This window comes from Streptomyces sp. SLBN-8D4 (assembly GCF_049739545.1).
Taxonomy (GTDB): domain Bacteria; phylum Actinomycetota; class Actinomycetes; order Streptomycetales; family Streptomycetaceae; genus Streptomyces; species Streptomyces canus_C.
In genome coordinates this window covers 673,849-692,118 of sequence record NZ_JBMGQC010000001.1, presented here as the reverse complement: position 1 = coordinate 692,118, position 18,270 = coordinate 673,849, and the positions used below count along the sequence as shown (strand labels likewise).

The 18,270-nt window shown below is 72.6% G+C and carries 18 protein-coding genes and 1 pseudogene; 8 read left to right on the top strand and 11 right to left on the bottom strand.

Annotated elements, in window-relative coordinates; all coding sequences use genetic code 11:
* The first annotated feature begins 13 nt into the window (after positions 1-13).
* Positions 14-1,003, top strand: coding sequence for a DUF5937 family protein (locus tag RKD20_RS03100; RefSeq protein ID WP_424876265.1), 990 nt, complete (start codon positions 14-16; stop codon positions 1,001-1,003).
* A 24-nt stretch (positions 1,004-1,027) separates the two neighbouring features.
* Here RKD20_RS03100 and RKD20_RS03095 read toward each other — a convergent pair whose 3' ends face one another.
* The 4 genes from RKD20_RS03095 to RKD20_RS03080 all read right to left on the bottom strand — a co-directional run bounded on the left by RKD20_RS03095 (position 1,028) and on the right by RKD20_RS03080 (position 4,945).
* Positions 1,028-2,053: a questin oxidase family protein gene (locus RKD20_RS03095; RefSeq protein ID WP_424876264.1), complete on the bottom strand. Its 1,026-nt coding sequence runs from the start codon at positions 2,051-2,053 to the stop codon at positions 1,028-1,030.
* 111 nt (positions 2,054-2,164) lie between these two features.
* Complete coding sequence (locus RKD20_RS03090) at positions 2,165-2,944, bottom strand: NPP1 family protein (protein WP_424876263.1); 780 nt, start codon at positions 2,942-2,944, stop codon at positions 2,165-2,167.
* 131 nt (positions 2,945-3,075) lie between these two features.
* On the bottom strand, positions 3,076-4,056 hold the full coding sequence (ligD, locus tag RKD20_RS03085; protein ID WP_424876262.1) for a non-homologous end-joining DNA ligase: 981 nt from the start codon (positions 4,054-4,056) through the stop codon (positions 3,076-3,078).
* Between the two features lie 139 nt (positions 4,057-4,195).
* Positions 4,196-4,945, bottom strand: coding sequence for an SDR family oxidoreductase (locus tag RKD20_RS03080; protein WP_424876261.1), 750 nt, complete (start codon positions 4,943-4,945; stop codon positions 4,196-4,198).
* Positions 4,946-5,074: 129 nt separating this feature from the next.
* On the opposite strand from RKD20_RS03080, the gene RKD20_RS03075 reads away from it, so the two are divergent.
* Positions 5,075-5,764 (top strand): TetR/AcrR family transcriptional regulator, encoded by a 690-nt coding sequence (locus RKD20_RS03075; RefSeq protein ID WP_424876260.1) that lies wholly within the window; start codon positions 5,075-5,077, stop codon positions 5,762-5,764.
* A 4-nt stretch (positions 5,765-5,768) separates the two neighbouring features.
* Here the strand turns inward: RKD20_RS03075 and RKD20_RS03070 are convergent, their stop codons facing one another.
* From RKD20_RS03070 to RKD20_RS03060, 3 genes are all read right to left on the bottom strand, one after another.
* Entirely contained in the window at positions 5,769-6,452 is a 684-nt protein-coding gene (locus RKD20_RS03070) for a response regulator (protein ID WP_424876259.1), read from the bottom strand.
* Positions 6,449-6,640, bottom strand: a complete 192-nt coding sequence (locus RKD20_RS03065) for a hypothetical protein (RefSeq protein ID WP_424876258.1) — start codon at positions 6,638-6,640, stop codon at positions 6,449-6,451. The genes RKD20_RS03070 and RKD20_RS03065 overlap by 4 nt, the downstream gene beginning before the upstream one ends.
* Before the next feature lie 252 nt (positions 6,641-6,892).
* A complete protein-coding gene (locus tag RKD20_RS03060) occupies positions 6,893-8,374 on the bottom strand; it encodes an MFS transporter (RefSeq protein ID WP_424876257.1) in 1,482 nt (493 codons plus the stop codon).
* 324 nt (positions 8,375-8,698) lie between these two features.
* Between RKD20_RS03060 and RKD20_RS03055 the strand changes: the two genes are divergently transcribed.
* Positions 8,699-9,352 carry a TetR/AcrR family transcriptional regulator gene (locus RKD20_RS03055; RefSeq protein ID WP_424876256.1) on the top strand — a complete coding sequence of 218 codons (654 nt, stop codon included), beginning with the start codon at positions 8,699-8,701 and terminating at the stop codon, positions 9,350-9,352.
* 259 nt (positions 9,353-9,611) lie between these two features.
* On the opposite strand, the gene RKD20_RS03050 is transcribed toward RKD20_RS03055, so the two are convergent.
* On the bottom strand, positions 9,612-10,742 hold the full coding sequence (locus RKD20_RS03050) for an MFS transporter (RefSeq protein ID WP_424883131.1): 1,131 nt from the start codon (positions 10,740-10,742) through the stop codon (positions 9,612-9,614).
* Positions 10,743-10,824: 82 nt separating this feature from the next.
* Here RKD20_RS03050 and RKD20_RS03045 point away from each other — a divergent pair, with 82 nt between their 5' ends.
* The 4 genes from RKD20_RS03045 (at position 10,825) to RKD20_RS03030 (ending at position 14,913) form a co-directional block, all read left to right on the top strand.
* Positions 10,825-11,574 carry an AraC family transcriptional regulator gene (locus RKD20_RS03045; protein ID WP_424876255.1) on the top strand — a complete coding sequence of 250 codons (750 nt, stop codon included), beginning with the start codon at positions 10,825-10,827 and terminating at the stop codon, positions 11,572-11,574.
* A 73-nt stretch (positions 11,575-11,647) separates the two neighbouring features.
* On the top strand, positions 11,648-12,028 hold the full coding sequence (locus RKD20_RS03040) for a DoxX family protein (protein ID WP_424876254.1): 381 nt from the start codon (positions 11,648-11,650) through the stop codon (positions 12,026-12,028).
* Positions 12,025-12,492, top strand: coding sequence for a peroxiredoxin (locus RKD20_RS03035; RefSeq protein ID WP_424876253.1), 468 nt, complete (start codon positions 12,025-12,027; stop codon positions 12,490-12,492). Before RKD20_RS03040 ends, RKD20_RS03035 begins: the two co-directional genes overlap by 4 nt.
* A 75-nt stretch (positions 12,493-12,567) precedes the next feature.
* Complete coding sequence (locus tag RKD20_RS03030; protein WP_424876252.1) at positions 12,568-14,913, top strand: SpoIIE family protein phosphatase; 2,346 nt, start codon at positions 12,568-12,570, stop codon at positions 14,911-14,913.
* Between the two features lie 9 nt (positions 14,914-14,922).
* On the opposite strand, the gene RKD20_RS03025 is transcribed toward RKD20_RS03030, so the two are convergent.
* The 3 genes and pseudogenes from RKD20_RS03025 to RKD20_RS03015 form a co-directional block, all read right to left on the bottom strand.
* A complete protein-coding gene (locus RKD20_RS03025; RefSeq protein ID WP_424883130.1) occupies positions 14,923-15,357 on the bottom strand; it encodes a cupin domain-containing protein in 435 nt (144 codons plus the stop codon).
* Between the two features lie 112 nt (positions 15,358-15,469).
* Positions 15,470-16,026: pseudogene (locus RKD20_RS03020) on the bottom strand (DNA polymerase ligase N-terminal domain-containing protein).
* Between the two features lie 41 nt (positions 16,027-16,067).
* On the bottom strand, positions 16,068-16,898 hold the full coding sequence (locus tag RKD20_RS03015) for an aldo/keto reductase (RefSeq protein WP_424876251.1): 831 nt from the start codon (positions 16,896-16,898) through the stop codon (positions 16,068-16,070).
* Between the two features lie 95 nt (positions 16,899-16,993).
* Between RKD20_RS03015 and RKD20_RS03010 the strand changes: the two genes are divergently transcribed.
* On the top strand, positions 16,994-18,058 hold the full coding sequence (locus RKD20_RS03010) for a LacI family DNA-binding transcriptional regulator (protein WP_424876250.1): 1,065 nt from the start codon (positions 16,994-16,996) through the stop codon (positions 18,056-18,058).
* Positions 18,059-18,270 lie beyond the last annotated feature (212 nt).

Genomic DNA, 18,270 nt, shown 5'->3' with positions numbered 1-18,270 from the left:
CCGGGAGGCCGCCTTGCCGCTGACCCTGCGTCTCGGCACCGACGACCTCAGGCGGTGCCGGTTCGCGGTCTCCCCGCTGTGCCAGACCCACGAGGCGCTGCGCATGCTGCGCCGCTCCGCCCGGCACGGCTACCACCGGGCCTGGCTGCGCCGCGCCGCGCCCGCCGTGGCCGGGCTCGACCTGTCCCCGCTGTGGCTGTTCATCCCGCCGGTCGGCGGCTACACCCCCGACTTCCTGGGGCCGCCGCCCGAGGAGCCGTACCCCCGCTTCGAGGACGAGCTGGCCCGCGTACGCGCCACCGACCCCGCCCTCGCCCGCACCGAGATGGCCCGTTCGCTGGCCTGCACGCCGGGGCTCGCCGAGTCGGCGCGGGGCCGGGCCGCGCTCGACGACCCGGCCGCCACCGTGCGGCGCCTCGCCGACCTCACCGAGCAGGCCTGGCGGGCACTGGTCGCCCCGGACTGGGCACGCCATCGTGCCGTGCTGGAGACCGACATCGCGCACCGCTCCCGGCAGGTGGCGGACGCCGGGCTGGACGCGTTGTTCACCGGTCTGCACCCGGACGTCGACTGGGCCGGCGGAAGCCTCACCCTGCCCGTGCGCGGCGACCTCAGGGACGCCCAACTCGCCGACGGGCGAGGCGTGCTGCTCATGCCGAGCGTGTTCGTGTGGCCGGATGTGGTGAGCGGCTTCGCCCGGCCCTGGCAGCCGACGGTCATCTATCCGGCGCGCGGCATGGGCGCACTGCACGGCGACGGGGTGCCGCGCCCGTCGCAGGCGCTCGCGCGACTGCTGGGGCGGCAGCGTGCGGCGGTCCTGGCGGGCCTCGGGGAACCGGCCTCGACGACCGACCTCGCCCGCCGGCACGGCCTCGCCCCCTCGACCGTCTCCGCCCATCTGGCGGTCCTGCGCGAGGCGGGCCTGCTCGGCTCGCGTCGGCAGGGCCACCGGGTGCTGTACGGGCGGACAGCGCTCGGTGACGCGGTGGTGGCGGGCGCCTGACCGTCCGGCGGTCCGGCCACAGGCTCAGGCGAGCGGCTCGCTGAGTTCGACCGAGCGCAGGGCGGCCGCCAGGGCCTGCTCGTCGCCGATGTCCAGGGCCGTGTCGGTCAGCTTGATGACGTGTTCGTCGCCGTGGGCGAGGGCTCGTTCCACGACCTCTTCCGCGGTGAGGCGCGCGGGAGGGACGTAGGCGACCGGTGCCGGCGGCGCGTACATCGCCGTGACCGCCGCCGACGCCGTCCACGCCGCGTGCAGGCTCGGCACCCACTGGTCGCGGGGCAGGGAGTCCAGGGCCCGCAGCACGGCGTTGGGGGCCGTGGCCGCGTGCACGAGCATGGTCGGCTCGCCGTGGCCGTGGGTGGCGTAGCGGTGGGTCGCGGCGCGCACGAGCTCGGTGAGGCGCTCCTTCGCGGTGTCCGGGTCGGTGACGCCGTGCGCCCACACGGGCAGGCGACGTACGGCGGCCAGGCGGTTCCGGAACCCCAGGTGCCCCGGCTCGATGGCCGGCACCGCTTCCAGGGCGTCTACGGCGGTCGGCGCACCCGGCAGCTCCACGAACCCGGTCACGGGCTGGTGCCGTGCCGCCCAGTAGCCCAGCGCGTGCGCCAGTTCGGTGAGCCGGGGCGCGTTCTCCTGGGCCTCCAGGGCGCGGACGGCGTGGCCGACCCGGATTACCGTGTGCGTGGCACCGCCGTACATGCCCGGCAGCAAGCGCGGCCACCACTCGGCGAGGACGCCCTTCCAGGGGTGCTCGGCGAGCGTGCGGGAGAAAAAGTCGGTCCAGTCGGCTATCCGGCGTGGATCACCCAGTGCCGAGGGCCAGTTGTCGTCCGTCACGGGGGCGGTGCGGTCGGGGAAGTCCTCCAGCTTGTCCCGGTACAGGTCCAGCCACCGGTGCACCGAACCGGCCTGTCCGTGCGCGGCGAGTGCCTCGACCACCATCGGGGCGTGGTTGCTCAGCCAGCCCTCGCGCTCCGGGCCGGACGCGTGGACGCGGTCCAGGGCCTCTTCGAGGTACCCGCTCGTGTGACTCGTATCGCTCGTGTCCATGAACAGGACGCTATGCCGGGGCAGTTCGGCGGGGATCGGGCGCGGGACGGAATCCGGCGGTGCCCGGAGTCCTAGGTCCCGCGCCCTACGGCGCTCGGGAGGGTTGCCGGATCAGGCGTTGGGGTCGAAGGAGATCCCCGACGGCTTCGCCGACGACAGGTGCGCGGCGAAGTTGGCGTCCTTGAGACCGAAGTTGGCGCTGCCGAAGTCGTACGCGCTCAGCTTGTCGCGCAGAGCCGTCGACGGGTAGCCGTTCCAGCCGACCAGCGGCGGGTACTGCCAGGTGCCCTTGGCGTTCTCCGGGGGCTCGTCACCCGAGTTGGCCAGCCGGAAGCAGTGCGTGCTGATGCCGTCCTTGTGGTAGACGATCTTCGCGTGCGTGCCGTCGAAGCGGACGCCGGAGGCCGCGCTGACCGTGAACGAGCCGTGGTTGGACGTCGACACGTACTGGACCGCGCCGTTCTGCACCCAGATCACGACGTGCTCCCAGTCGTTGCGGTGCCCGCCGATGCTGCTGTTCGCGACCGCCTGGTCCTTCTCGAAGTACAGGCCGTACATGTAGGCGCACCAGCCGTTGCTGCACTTGTAGCGCGAGTACGTGTTGGTGTTGTCGAGATCCGAGGCGTCATGGCAGTCGCCGCTGAGCGAACCCGTCGGGTTCAGACCGCCGTTGATGGTGCCGTCGGGGCCGATGGCGGGCGTCGAGTAGCAGCCGTCGGTGTCGTAGTCGAAGGCCGGCTGGTAGGTGTACTCGGCGCTCTCGGCGTTGGCGGGCAGCGCCTTGGGCGGGGCGGCGAACGCCACGGAAGGAAAGGCGACGACGAGCGCGGCGGCGCCGGCCAGACCGGTGAACCACCTCGTGCGGTGCCTCTTGAACGACGGTGACGCCACTGCGTCCTCCTTGGGGTCCGGGCGCAGCCCAACGGCTGTGGGGTTACTGGTGAGTTCAGCTTCCCGGCTTTCCATGTCCGCGCCAAGATGTTGAAGGCATCGCTCCGGTTACGGCTTGCCCAACACCGGGATCACGGAGGCGCGTCGGGGAGGTCGGCCGAGGAGTCCTCCGGCGCGAGATCGGGCCGCAGCCGCAGCCAGGACGGCTGACGCAGCAACCCCGCCCGGGTACGGGTGCTGTAGCGGACCTCGCCCACCAGCCGGGGCAGCACCCAGTGCGCACCCGGGACGCGCGGCACGGGATCGAAGGGGCACACGTCCGCCGCCGCGGCCGCCAACAGGGAGGCGAGCTCCGTCCGTTCCGTCTCGCTCCAGCCGGTGCCCACATTGCCGACGTAGCGCAGCCGCCCTCCGTCGCGCTGTCCGACCAGCACAGCGCCCGGCAGACCGGTGAGCCGGCCCTTGCCGGGCAGCCAGCCGCCCACGAGGACGTCCTCGCTGTGCATGTTGCGGATCTTGATCCAGGCGCGGGAGCGCACTCCGGGTTCGTACACCGAGTCGAGCCGCTTGCAGACCAGGCCCTCCAGACCGTGTTCACGGGTGGCGCGCAGGGCCTGCTCGCCGTGACCGACGAGGGCGCCGGGCGTGGACCAGTGCGGCCCGGAGAGCTCAAGCTCGTCCAGTCGCGCCCGCCGCTGCATGTAGGGAAGGGTGAGGAGCGAGCGCCGACCCAGGTGCATCAGGTCGAACAGCACGAGGTGGACGGGCGCTTCGGCCGCCCGGCGTGCGGCTCTGGCCGGGGCGTGCGCCAGCTGCATGCGCGGTTGCAGCAACTGGAAGTCCGCGCGGCCCTGTTCGTCCAGCGCCAGGATCTCCCCGTCGAGCACCGCGGGTGTGGTGCCGAGCGCGGCGCCCAGCGACCGCAGTTCGGGATAGGCGCCGGTGATCTCCTCGCCGGACCGGGCGCGCAGCACCACGCCGCCGTTCCCGGCGAGGTAGGCCACGACCCGCTGGCCGTCCTGCTTGGTCTCGTAGGCCCAGCGCGCGTCCTGGGAGGCGGGCGGCAGGGTGCCGGGGGTGGCGAGCATGGGCGGGATCAGCGGGAGGGTCACGGGTCAGTTGTCGACACGGGCACCGGCCGCCACGCGCCCCGCCCACCGGTTTCCCCTGAACGGGCGCCGCCCGGGTGCCTTCTGTGTGGAACACCAGGGTGAGGCTCCCGGTCGCCGGCGGCTGCTGTGCGGAGACGGGTCAGATGATGCCGCCGTTGGCCCGCAGTACCTGGCCGTTGACCCAGTGACCGGCCGGGCTCACCAGGAACGACACGACGTTGGCGATGTCCTTCGGTGTCCCGAGCCGCTCCAGCGGGGGCTGGGCCGCCAGGCGGGCGACGGTCTCCTCGTCCTTGCCGTCGAGGAAGAGGTCGGTCGCCGTCGGGCCGGGGGCCACGGCGTTGACGGTGACGTCACGGCCGCGGAGCTCGCGGGCGAGGATCAGGGTCACGGCCTCGACCGCGCCCTTGCTGGCCGCGTAGGCGCCGTACCCGGGGAAGGCGAGCCCGACGACCGAGCTGGAGAGGTTGACGAGCGCACCGCCCGGACGCAGTCGGCGGGCGGCCTGCTGGTCGACGACGAAGGTGCCGCGGATGTTGGTGCGGTACAGGGCGTCGAGCTCGGCGAGGTCGAGCTCCGCGATCGGGGCCAGCGGCATCCGGCCCGCGGAGTGGACCACCACGTCGACACCGCCGTACGTGGCCTCCGCCAGGTCGAACACGGCGGCGACCTCGGTCTCGTCGGCGACGTCCGCGCGGGCGGCGCGGGCGGTGCCGCCCGCTTCCTCGATGGCGCGCACGGCCTCGTCGGCGGCGTCCTTGTTGCCCGCGTACCCGACGACGACCGCGAATCCGTCCGCGGCGAGCCGCTGGGCGATCTGCCGTCCGATGCCGCGCGATCCGCCGGTCACGATCGCGACACGCTGGTCCGTCCGGGGCTGAGTGGTCATGACTGCATCCTTTGTCAGCACTGCTGCTGTTAGCGTTGCTACGGCTGGTTCGTATCGACGATAACACGGGATCGTAGTGACGGTAACCCCAGACTCGTATCGATGCTACGGATGGCGTACGGTGGGGGCATGGACGCGAGGGAAAAGATCCTGGAAGCGGCCACCGAGCTGCTGGCCGGTGCGTCGGCCGCCGATGTCTCCACGCGCGCGGTGTGCGAAAAGGCCGGGGTGGGCGCGCCGATGCTCTACCGGCTCTTCGGCGACAAAGCCGGCCTGCTGGCCGCCGTGGTCGACCGGGGATTCGAGCGGTACCTCGCGTCCAAGCGGGCGGCGCGGCCGAGCGAGGATCCCGTCGAGGACCTGAAGAGCGGTTGGGACAACCACATGCGCTTCGCGCTGGAGCACCCCAGCCACTACCGCCTGATGTACTCGCCCGAGCTGACCGTGCCGCCCGCCGCGGCCCGCGAGGCGCACGACCTGCTGCACGGGATCCTCGAACGCTGCGCGGCCGCGGGGCGGCTGACGGTGCCGCCCGCGCTGGCCACGCAGATGATCATGTCCGCCAACGTCGGGGCGGCCCTGTCGATGCTGACCAGACCCGAGCAGTACACGGACCCGGCGTTCTCGCGGCGGCTGCGCGACGCGGTACTGGACGCGGTGACCCGGCCCGCCGACACCGACGCACCGCGCAAGGACGACTCGGTGCCCGTCGCGGCCGCCACCCTCGCGGCCCGGCTGCGTGCCGACCTGCCGCCGACGCTCACGACGGCCGAGTCGGCCCTGCTCCAGCAGTGGCTGCGGGAACTCTCCGAGAGATGAGGGATCAGCGTTCCTCGGGCGGCAGCGCCTGCACCAGACCCGACTGATAGGCCATCACGACGAGCTGGGCGCGGTCCCGGGCGCCGAGCTTGGTCATCGCGCGGTGGACGTGGGTGCGCACGGTCAGGGGGCTGACGAAGAGCTTCTCGGCGATCTTCTCGTTGGAGTGCCCCTCGGCGACCCACGCCATGACCTCGCGTTCCCGGCCGGTGAGACCGGTCAGGTCGTCGGCGGCGGCGAGGCGGGTGCCGAGTCCCGGGGCCGCGAGGAACCGGGTGATCAGGGTGCGGGTGGCGCCGGGGGAGAGCAGGGAGTCACCGGCAGCCACGGTGCGGATGCCGGAGAGCAGGGCCTCCGCGGTGACGTCCTTGCCGAGGAAACCGCTGGCCCCGGACCGCAGCGCCTGCGCGACGTACTCGTCGATCTCGAACGTGGTCAGGATCAGCACCCGCGTGTCCGACAGCTCCGGATCCGCGCAGATCACGGAGGTGGCGGCCAGGCCGTCGGTGCCCGGCATGCGGATGTCCATCAGGATCACGTCGGGACGGTGGACGCGCGCCAGGTCGATCGCCGCGGCGCCGTCGGTGGCCTCCGCGACCACCTCCATGTCGTCGCACGAGTCGATGAGGATCCGGAAGGTGGCCCGCAGCAGAGCCTGGTCGTCGGCGAGCAGTACGCGGATGGTCATGGGGTCCGTTCCTGGCGTTCCGGGACAGCGGGGTCGAGGGGGAGCCGGGGGCGCCCCGCCGGGTCCGGCCGGTCGGCGTCGGGGTGGTCCTCGCCGCCGTACGGCAGCCCGGGCAACCGGAGCCCGGTCGTCAGGGCGACGACCGTACGGACATGATCGTCGGCGTAGCGCCGCAAGGGGATGCTCATGGGCTCTCCGGTCGTCCTGGAACCATGGTGGCCGAGGTCCGCCGGGTGCGGCCGCCGCGACCCGTCCCGGCCGAGAGAGTCACGCGTCCCCACCTTCACGGCCCGGGTCGCCAGTCTTCCGGAACAAGGCCCGCCAATCGTCGTACCACCGCCGACAATCTCGCCTACGCAGAACGCAGTACGTGCCGGGGACCGGATCCTCCCTGGGCAGGACCTGACGGCCGCCGGGCGGCGGCCGTCAGGCGGGGAGCGTCAGCGTCCGGACGCGGTCCCGGCCGATGTCTCCGCGGCCGGTGCCGAGGCCGCAGCCGGGACCGCGGCGCGCGGGCGCGGGATGAAGGAGGCGAGGGCGAAGGCGAGGAGCGCGGCACCCGCGCCGATCGCCATGACGGTCTTGAAGCCGTTCTCGGAGGGCAGCGCGTAGCCACCCAGATCGATGGTCATCTGGGCCAGTACGACACCGGCGAGGGCGCTCGCCGTCGACGTGCCGATGGACCGCATCAGGGTGTTGAGGCTGTTGGCGGCGGCCGTCTCGGAGGCGGGCACGGCGCCCATGATGAGGGCGGGCATGGAGCCGTACGTGAACCCGATGCCGGCGCCGATCACGCAGGACACCAGCACCAGGTGCCAGACCGCGGACATCAGCACGATGTTCAGCCCGTAGCCGGCGGCCACGATGAGTGCGCCGATCATGAGCGTGACCTTCGGACCCTTGGCCTTGGAGACGGCCGCGGAGACCGGTGCCAGGGCCATCATCACCAGGCCGGACGGGGCCATGACCAGGCCGGCGGTCAGCAGGGACCTGCCCAGGCCGTAGCCGGTGCGGGTGGGCAGTTGGAGCAGCTGCGGCAGTACCAGCGACATCGCGAACATCGAGAAGCCGATCGCGATCGACGCGAGGTTGGTGAAGAGCACCTGGCGGCGGGCGGTGGTGCGCAGGTCGACCAGTGGCTGGGCGGTGCGCAGTTCGAAGAAGCCCCAGGCCAGCAAAATGATCACGGCGGCGACGAACAGGCCGAGCGTGGTGCCGCTGGTCCATCCCCAGTCGGCGCCCTTGGAGACGGCGAGCAGCAGGGAGACCAGTCCTGAGGCCATCCCGACCGCGCCGACCGCGTCGAAGCGGCCGCCGGTGCGCACCTGCGACTCCGGCACGAACGCGAGAACCAGGACCAGGGCGATCGCGCCCATCACGGCCGAGGCCCAGAACAGGGCGTGCCAGTCGAAGTTGTCCGCGATCAGCGCGGCGGTCGGCAGGCCCAGGGCGCCGCCGACGCCGAGGGAGGCGCTCATCAGCGCGGTCGCACCGGCCAGGCGCCCGGCGGGCAGTTCGTCGCGCATGATGCTGATGCCGAGCGGGATGACACCGGAGGACAGGCCCTGCAGGGCGCGGCCGACGATCATCGGGACCAGGGCGTCGCTGAGTCCGCAGACCACCGATCCGACCACCAGCATCACGACGCTGACCAGCAGCATCCGGCGCTTGCCGAACATGTCGCCGAGCCGCCCGACGACCGGGGTGGCGACCGCTGCCGCGAGCAGGGTGGCGGTGACCGCCCACGCGGTGTCCGAGGCCGGGGCGTCGAGCAGCTTGGGCAGCTCCGGCACGATCGGGATCACCAGGGTCTGCATCAACGAGACGACGATTCCGGCGAAGGCCAGCACCGCCACCACGGCCTTCGGGTGCGGCGGGGCCACGGCACCCGGGTCGGCGGAGCTGGCGGGAGCGTCGGACATGGAAGGGCCTCCAAGGCGGGGGAGCGGGGCGGGCCCCGGGCTAAATTAAGTCAGGTGATTGACTTAGGGTACTGGGTGCGGCTGTCGTGGTCGTGCGGCGGCCGCCGGGGGTGGCGAGGAGGGGGTCGGTCCTGGAGTGCGAGGCGCCCGTGCCGAGCCGCTGCGAGAAGGGCGGCGCTCGCCGTGCGTTGTCCTGCGCGCCGTTCCCGACCTGCTGTTGCGTAGGCTTCCGGCACTGGAACTCGCCGCACCGCCGGCGGACCTCAGGCGGCTCGAGGGACTGGCCGTCTGAGGGCTCTGCGAAGTCCCGGTGCGGTGGTGAGCATGGCGGGCAGGACGGTACGCGAGGAACAGGTCAGCGCGACCCGGGAGCTGATCCTGACCGCGGCCGAGCGCCTCTTCGCCGAGCGCGGTGTCCTCGCGGTGTCCAACCGGCAGGTCAGCGAGGCCGCGGGGCAGGGCAACAACGCCGCGGTCGGTTACCACTTCGGCACCAAGGCCGACCTGGTCCGGGCGATCGCCCGCAAGCACCAGGTCCGTGTCGAGTCGATCCGTGCCCGGCTGCTGGCCGGGGCCCGCGGCTCCACGGATGTACGCGACTGGGTGGACTGCCTGGTCCGGCCCGTGCCCGAACATCTCGCGGAGCTGGGCAGCCCCACGTGGTTCGCCCGGTTCTGCGCACAGGTCATGACCGACCCGGTGCTCCAGCAGATCATGGTCAAGGAGTCCATGACCTCGCCCTCGCTCCAGCAGATCGTCGAGGGCCTGAACCGCTGTCTGCCCGAACTGCCCGCCGACGTCCGCGCCGAGCGCGGCGAGATGGCCCGTCATCTGATCGTGCACATGGCCGCCGACCGCGAACGGGCCCTCGCCGAGAACACCCCGACGCCCCGTGCCAGCTGGCACGACGCCGCCACCGGCCTCGGTGACGTCGTGGTCGCCATGTGGACGGCTCCGGTCACTCCGACCGGAGCGTGAGGACGTCACTTGAGTCGGGCGACCCACCCCTCGAAGGGCCCTCCCCGCGAACGGATCGTCTCCGTGCACGGCACCTCCAGCGACAGACCCGCTGTCGCCCGCGGTGCCGGTTCGCGCCTCCTGGCTGCAGGACGTGGCTGAAGTGGGCGCTGCCGCGTCCTGGCCAGGGTGCCGTCGCGGCATGCTGAACTACCGATCCCTCTCCTGCGCCATCGACGACGAGACCGGGGAGGTCGCACCGGCCGGCGCCCGCCGAGCCTCATCCCGCGGGCACGAGTCGCTCGGCCGGAGCGGGTTCACGCAGCCCGCGCAGCAGCAGGCCGCCCAGCGCGGGCAGGAGGATCAACGGCACCAGGGCGGTTCGCAGGGACGCGGTGTCGGCCAGCGCTCCCAGCGCCGGGGCGGCCAGCCCGCCGACGCTCACCGTCAGACCCAGCGTGACGCCGCTCGCCGTGCCCACCCGCCCGGGCAGGTAGTCCTGGCCGAGAGTGATGTGCAGGGAGAACGGCACGTACAGGCCGGCCGAGGTCAGTGCGACGAACAGGTACACCGCGGGACCGGGGGCGAACACCACCCCTGCCACGGCGAGCACCGTGAGGGCGTAAGCCCTCCGCACCACCGTGAGGCGCCCGTACCGGTCGGCGAGCCGGCCCCCGAGAACCGTGCCCAAGGCACCTCCCGCGTAGAGCACGCACAGCGCCGCCGTACCGGCCACGTCCCCGCCGCCCACACGCTCACGGACGTACAGCGACACGAACGCGCTCAGCCCGACGAACACGACCGACCGGCAGACCACCGCACCGGACAGCCGCAGGAACGACGGCCAGTCGTCGCTCCCGGCCCGCACGGTCGCCGGTCCCGGCTTCGGGCGGGCCCGGGACGCGCGCACCGCTGCCGCGCACAGGGCCGCGCCCGCCACGGCCGGGACGACCAGCAGCGGAGAAGCGTCCGGGCCACCGGTGGCCATCACGGCGGCGACCAGCGGCGGGGCCAGGGCGAAGCCGATGTTGCCGCCCAGCGAGAACCACCCCATCCCTCCGTTGCCGCCGGGCGCCACGGCCCGCGCCGCCCGGGCGGCCTCCGGGTGGTAGGCCGCGACCCCGATGCCGGACACGGCGACCGCCGCCAGGGTCAGCGGATAGGAGCCGAAGATCCCGCTCAGCGCGACCCCCGCGCCCGCGGTCAGCGCACTCAGCGGCAACAGCCACGGCATCGCCCAGCGGTCGGTGAGCGCGCCGAACAACGGCTGTACGACCGACGACAACAGGGACGCCGCCAGCACGATGCCCGAGGCGGCGGCGTACGAACAGGCGCGCTCGGCGACGAAGAACGGCACCAGGGCGGCGACGGCCCCCTGGTACACGTCCACGCAGCCGTGACCGAGCGACATCAGCGTGAGGGAACGGTTCTTGGACACGCAACCGAGCCTCGCGCGGACACGTCCTGGCCCGCTTTCGATAATCTGCCTGTTTGTGTCGAACATCCGCCACGACCCGGTGGCGCCCACCCGCGCCCAGCGCCTCGCCGCAGGCGACAGCATCGACGCCCACCGGCACGACGACCACCAGATCGTCTACGCCGGCTCCGGCGTCCTCGCCGTCACCACCGACGCCGGCACCTGGTTCGCCCCCGGCACCCGGGCCATCTGGGTTCCGGCGGGCACCGTCCACGCCCACCGCGCCCACGGCCGGCTCGACCTGCACCTGGTCGGACTGCCCGCCGACGACAACCCGCTCGGCCTGGACGCCCCGACCGTCCTCGCCGTAGGTCCGCTGCTGCGCGAACTGATCCTCGCCTACACCCGCGACCCCGCCGACGACAACCCCGAACGCCACCGCCTCCTCGCCGTTCTCCGCGACCAGTTGCGGGCCTCACCGCAGCAGCCCCTGCGGCTGCCCGCCCCGACCGATCCCCGCCTGGCCGCGGTCTGCGCGCTCGTGCACGCCGACCCCGCCGACCCGCGCACCCTCGCCGCCCTCGGCGCCGCGACCGGAGCCTCCGAACGCACGCTCAGCCGTCTCTTCCGCACCGAGTTCGGCATGACCTTCCCGCAGTGGCGCACCCAGTCACGCCTCTACCACGCCCTGCGCATGCTCGCCGACGACGTCCCCGTGACGACCGTGGCCCACCGCTGCGGCTGGTCCTCCGCGAGCGCCTTCATCGACGTCTTCCGCCGCTCCTTCGGCTGCACCCCGGGCACCCACAACCGCTGCTCCCCGTAACGACGGAGCCCGCCGACGGAGGTACCCGTACCGTCCAGTAATGTGCGCGGCAGCCCCCCCCGAAGGAGGAACCGTGCCACGGTCCCCACGCTCGCCCCTGCTGCTCGCCGGTCTGCTGGCCACCGGGGGTGTCGCCCACTTCGCCGCGCCACGCTCGTTCGACGCGACCATCCCGAAGGCCCTGCCCGGCAAGCCCCGGACCTGGACCTACGCGAGCGGTGCCGTGGAGCTCGCGCTCGCCGCCGGTCTGGCGCTGCCCAGGACCCGGCACACCGCCGCGCTCGCCACCGCCGCCTTCTTCGTCGGGGTGTTCCCCGCCAACGTCAAGATGGCCGTCGACTGGCGCCACCGCCCGACCCCCCAGAAGGCGGCCGCCCTCGGACGGCTGCCGCTGCAACTGCCGCTCGTACTGTGGGCACGCGGCATCGCGAAGAACGGGGAGGGCCGGGCATGAGCAAGGCACCGGAGACCGGCGACACCATCGAGGACTTCGAGCTCCCCGACGAGACCGGCACCAGCCGCAAGCTGTCCGAACTGCTCGCCGACGGCCCCGTCGTCCTCTTCTTCTACCCCGCCGCCCTGACCGCCGGCTGCACCGCGGAGGCCTGCCACTTCCGCGACCTGGCCGCCGAGTTCGCCGCCGCCGGCGCGCAGCCGGTCGGCGTCAGCGGCGACACCGTCGAACGCCAGCAGGAGTTCGCCGGACAACACAGCCTCGGCATGCCCCTCCTGTCCGACGCCGACGGCAAGATACGCGAGCTGTTCGGCGTCAAGCGAGGCTTCTCCCTGGCACCCACCAAGCGGGTCACCTTCGTCATCGCCGAGGACCGCACCGTGCTGGAGGTCGTCCGCAGCGAACTGCGCATGAACACCCACGCCGACCGCGCCCTCGCCGCTCTGCGCGAACGCGGAAAGTGACGGCCGCGGTACGCAGAAGCCCCGCAGTCCTCCGTTTCGGTTGAACCGGCCGGGCAAAAGAACGATCCTGAACAAATGGTGCACGGCTCTGCTGCGGCGATCGTCGATACCCGGGGTGTGGTGCGGGGCTGGAGCGAGGGCGCCCGCGAACTGACGGGATACCCGGCCGACGAGGTCGTGGGCCGCCCGGCCCGCGACCTGCTCACCGAGGCCCCGACCGCCGATGCCGTCGCGGATCTGGTCGGCACCGTCGTGCTGCGCCGCCGCGACGGCTCGTCCGTCGCGCTGCTGCTCAGCGCCTGTGCCGTGCTCGGCGAGGACGGGGAACGTTCCAGCTACATGATCACCGCCGAGGCCCCCGGGGGCTCCGAACCGACCCTGGCGGGTCAGGCCTTCCAGCAGGCGTCCGTGGCCATGTCGGTCTTCGACGCGCGTCAGAACTACCTGCGGCTGAACGACGTGGCCTGCCGGATCATGGGCGTACCGCAGGAGGCGCTGCTGGGGCAGCACTTCCCGGAGAGCGTGGAGGACCGCCCGGCGCATCGCGGCTGGCTCGCCCATCTGCGCCAGGTCGTCGACACCGGCCGTCCGGTCCGGTACGAGAGCTTCACCGGGGCTCCCGCGCTGAACCGGGAGCACTCCTGGACCACCGACATGTGGCCCCTGCGGGACGGCGGCGGCGAGGTCCACGGGGTGGCCATCGCGTCGTTCGACAGCACCGAGCAGTACCGGGCCCGGCAACGACTCCTCCTGCTCAACGAGGCCGCGGCCACCATCGGCACCACCCTCGACGTGGTGCGCACCGCAGAGGAACTCGTCGGGCTCCTCGTGCCCCGCTACGCCGACTTCGCCAGCGTCGACCTCCTCGAATGGGTCCTCGGCGCGGACGAACCGCCTACCGTCCTGGAAGGCGACATCGCTCTGCGCCGCGTCGCCCACGGCTCCGGCCACGAGGGCACCCCCGAGGCCGCCGTCCACCTGGGGGAGACGGACATCTACCAGGCCTCCTCACCACCCGCGCGGGCGGTGCGGGAGGGCCGGGCCGCCCTGAGCCAGGCCGGTGAGCCCGACTTCATGCGCTGGGTCGCCGAGCGCAACTCCCGCGCCCCGGCCGGCCGCTCCTACCGCAAGGGCGCCCACTCCCTGCTCGCCGTGCCGCTCAGGGCCCGCGGCACCACCCTCGGGGTCGCGGTCGCTGTCCGTATCGCCCACCCCGACGACTTCGGCGGCGACGACGCCGTCCTCGGCGAGGAACTCGCCAGCCGGGCCGCCGTCTGCATCGACAACGCCCGCCGCTTCGCCCGTGAGCGCACCACCGCCCTGGCTCTGCAGAACAGCCTGCTGCCGCGCGGTCTGCCCGGACAGGCCGTGGTCGAGGTGGCCCACCGCTATCTGCCCTGCGGCTCGATGGCCGGCGTCGGCGGCGACTGGTTCGACGTGATCCCGCTCTCCGGCAGCCGCGTCGCCCTCGTCGTCGGCGACGTCGTCGGACACGGCATCCCCTCCTCGGCGACCATGGGCCGCCTGTGCACGGCGGTCCGCACCCTCGCCGACGTCGACCTGCCGCCCGACGAGCTCCTCACCCACCTCGACGACCTGGTCACCCACCTCGCCTCGGACGACCGCGACGCCGAGGCCGCCGAACTGGGCGCCACCTGCCTCTACGCCGTCTACGACCCCGTCTCGCGCCGCCTCACCACGGCCGCCGCCGGCCACCCTCCGCCCGCCGTCGTCCTGCCCGACGGCACCGCGAGCCTCGTCCCGCTGAGCGCGGGGCCCCCGCTCGGGGTCGGCGGACTGCCCTTCGAGGCCACGGAGATCGAACTGCCCGAGGGAGCCGTCGTCGCCCTGTACACCGACGGGCTCATCGAGGACCGGGACCGCGACGTCGACCACGCCACCGAGGAACTGTGCCGCGCGCTCACCGCGAGGACCGAGACCCTCGACGACCTGTGCGACACCGTCCTGAAGGCCGTACTGCCCGAAGAACCGGGCGACGACGTGGCCCTGCTGCTGGCCCGGACCCGGACTCTCGGCGCGGACCGGGTCGCCACCTGGGACATCGAACCCGACCCCGCGCACGTGGCCGCGGCCCGGCAGGCCGCCACCGAGCAACTGAGCGCCTGGGGACTGGAGGAAGCCTCCTTCGTCACCGAACTCGTCGTCAGCGAACTGGTCACCAACGCCATCCGCTACGGCGAACCGCCCATCCAGCTGCGCCTGATCCGGGACCGCACCCTCATCTGCGAGGTATTCGACGGCAGTTCCACCTCACCGCACCTGCGGCGCGCCCACGCCTTCGACGAGGGCGGCCGCGGGCTGTTGCTGGTCGCCCAGCTCACCCAGCGCTGGGGGAGCAGGCAGACCGGCAGCGGCAAGACGATCTGGGCCGAGCAGTCCCTGGAACCGCCCGACTTCTGATCGCCGCGCTCACTGGAAGGAGCAGCCGGGGTTCGGCACGTCCTCCGAGTACGGCGAGCCGTGCGGGAGCACGTACAGCACCTCCAGGACGAGCGGGGTGTCCCCTTCGTTGCGGCCGAGATGGACGTCGCCGGGGCCGCCCGGCTCGCGCACCACGGTGCCCTGCCGGTAGACGCCGTCACTGGCGCAGTCGGGGTGGTAGTGGCTGAGGGTGCCCTGCTTGACGTACCCGTAGACGGGTCCGTCGTGGTAGTGCCAGCCGGTCGCCTGGCCCGGCGGGACGGTGATCTCCCTGAGGACGTAGTCGGTGTCGCCCACGGTCTTCTGGGCGATCAGCGTGCCGACCACACCGGGGCCCGGCGGGGTCGCCTGTGCGGTGCCGCCGGCGAAGACGGTGGCGGTGACGAGCGCGCCGGATACGGCGGTACGGAGCGCGATGCGCATACGGAAGGCCTCCTGGCTCATGAGCGTGAGCGACGACGTGTCGCGGTGGACGTCGCTGTGAACATAGAGGCCCGCACGGGTGGCCGGGGCGGTGTTCGGCGGATCTTCCCGCTCAGTTCTCCTCGGCGGCGACCTGCGCCAGGGTCCGGCCGGTCCGGACCGACCGTGCGCGGCGCGGATTCGGGGTGCCGTGTCCGCGCGCCCGGGCCTCGGCGGTCTTCACCAGCAGCCAGTTGTCCTCACGGAAGCGGGTGAGCGCGTACCGGCCGCGCAGCTTCGTCCCGTGCAGCCGGAACGTGGCGTGCCCGCGCTCCAGCGACTCGGCGAAGTCGACGGGACGCCCCTGGCGGTCGTGGCTCAGGGGTTGCCAACTTCTGGCCGTGAAAGGTTGTTGAGTGTGCGTAACCATGTGGCCTCGTACTCCAGCGGATGGTCCTCCGTCGGCACCGCGAGGCGTTTGTCCTTGGGCACGTCGGAGGGGCCCTTCGGGATCGACCAGGACTTCAGCACGCCGCCGACCTGGAGCCGGAAGTCGAAGTGCATCGTGCTCGCGTCGTGGATCTGGACGACGAACCGGGGCGCGGCATCCGTGCGGGCCTGCCGCCCTTCCGGCTCGCGGGTCCGTCCGAAGTCCCGCTTGCCGTGGTAGTCCCTCAGTCGCTCACTCACCTGGGCTCCTTTCGGAGCCTCCCGGGTACCCCTCCGGGTGTTCAGAACTCCTCGTGCACCTCCGGGTCCCCGCCGAGGCGCCGGTGCTCACGGTCGCCGATCGCGGCCATCTCGGCCTCGCTCAGCTCGAAGCCGAACACGTCGAGGTTGGCGCGCTGCCGCTCGGGGTCGCCGGACTTCGGGATGGGCAGGGCGCTGAGCTGGACGTGCCAGCGCAGGATCACCTGGCCGGGCGTGACCCCGTGCGCCTCGGCGGCACGTGCCACCGCCGGATCTTCCAGGAGGTCCGAGCCCCGGCCCAGCGGGCTCCAGCTCTCGGTGACGATGCCCTTGCCGGCGTGGAAGGCACGCAGCTCGTCCTGCGGGAACAAGGGGTGCAGCTCGATCTGGTTGACGGACGGCAGGACCCCGGTCTCCTTCTCCAGCCGCTCGATGTGCGCGGGGATGAAGTTGGAGACCCCGATGGACCGTACGAGTCCGTCCTCGCGGAGTTTGATCATTGCCTTCCACGAGTCGACGTACTTGTCGACGCGGGGGAGCGGCCAGTGGATCAGATACAGGTCCACGTACTCCAGGCCGAGACGGGCGCGGGACTCCTCGAAGGAGGCCAGGGTCTCCTCGTAGCCGTGATGGCGGCCGGGCAGCTTCGTCGTCACGAGGATCTCCTCGCGCGGGACGCCGGCGGCGGCCACACCGCGGCCGACACCGGTCTCGTTCCGGTAGTTCGTCGCCGTGTCGACGAGCCGGTAGCCGCTCTCCAGGGCGGCGGCGACGGCCCGCTCCGCCTCGGCGTCGTCCATCGGCCAGGTGCCCAGACCGATGGCGGGGATCTTCGTACCGTCGTTGAGCGTGTGCGCCGGGATGCTGATCACGTGCGGACCTTCCCTTGACTGTGTCGTCCCCCCAGCCTCACGGATAGCGTGAGCAATGATCAACCGGACGGGCGGGGACGAGGTCGGCGGACGGTATGGACGGCACCGAGGAGAAGCGGTCGGCGGGATCAGGGCGCCCCACGTCACGGGATGTCGCCCGGCTCGCCGGTGTGTCGCACACCGCCGTCTCCTTCGTGTTCAACGGCCGCGCCGAAGGAAACCTCTCGCCCGCCACCCAGGAACGCATCCGGCAGGCGGCCGCCCAGCTCGGCTACCGTCCCGACCCCGTCGCCCGCGGCCTGCGCAGCCGCCGTACGGCCGTGATCGGCCTGGTCACCGACGAGATCGCCTCCTCGCCCTTCGCCGGCCGGCTGCTGCGCGGCGCCATGGAGACGGCCTGGGACAGCGACCACCTCGTCCTCACCGTCGACTCCGGCGGCGACCGCGCCAAGGAGGACGCGGCCGTCGCCGAACTCCTCGACCGGCGCGTGGACGGGATCATCTACGCTGCCATGTCCCTGCGCCGCGTCCGCGTCCCCGAAGGACTGCACCGCACCCACTCAGTCCTTGCCAACTGCCTGCCCGACGACGACTCCCTGCCGTGCGTGGTCCCCGCCGAGCGGGCCGGCGGCCGTACGGCGGCCCGGTTGCTCCTGGAGCAGGGGCACCGCAGGATCGCGCTGGTCGGAGGGGAGCAGGACATCGCCTCCGTCGAACGGCTCCGCGGCTTCAGGGACGCCCTGCGCGCGGAGGGCGTCAACCTGCCCAAGGAGTGGGTCGTGCGCACCGGCGGCGAGATCTCCAGCGGCTACCAGGGCGCGACCCGCCTGCTCGACGGTGTCCCCGCCGAGCAGCGTCCGACCGGGATCTTCTGCTACAACGACCGGGTCGCGGCGGGCGCCCTGCACTGCGCGGCACGTCTCGGCATCACGGTGCCCGGCGAACTGCCGGTGGTGGGCTACGACGACCAGGAGCACATGGCCGCCCACCTGTTCCCGCCCCTCACCACCGTCGCGCTGCCGCACCGGGAGATGGGAGAGGCCGCCACCCGTCTCCTCCTCGACACCATCGACACCGGCCGCACACCGCCCCCCACCGTGCGACGCCTCGCCTGCCCGGTGGTCGGCCGCGGCTCGGTGGGTCCGGCGCCGACGGAGTGAGGAGGGGGCCGAACTCGACCGTCTGCTCGGCGGGCAGGTCGCGTGGTCGTAGTGGCCGCCGGGGCTGCAGCTTTGCGACCGCCGGCGGCCAGGACTCGGTGCCGACCGCGTCGAGCCGCCAGTGGTCGTCGGCCCAGAGAGCCTCCGTCACCGCTGTGCGGCAGGTGTGGCATCCCTCGGGGACGTCCTCGCCGGAGCGGACGGACTCTGGG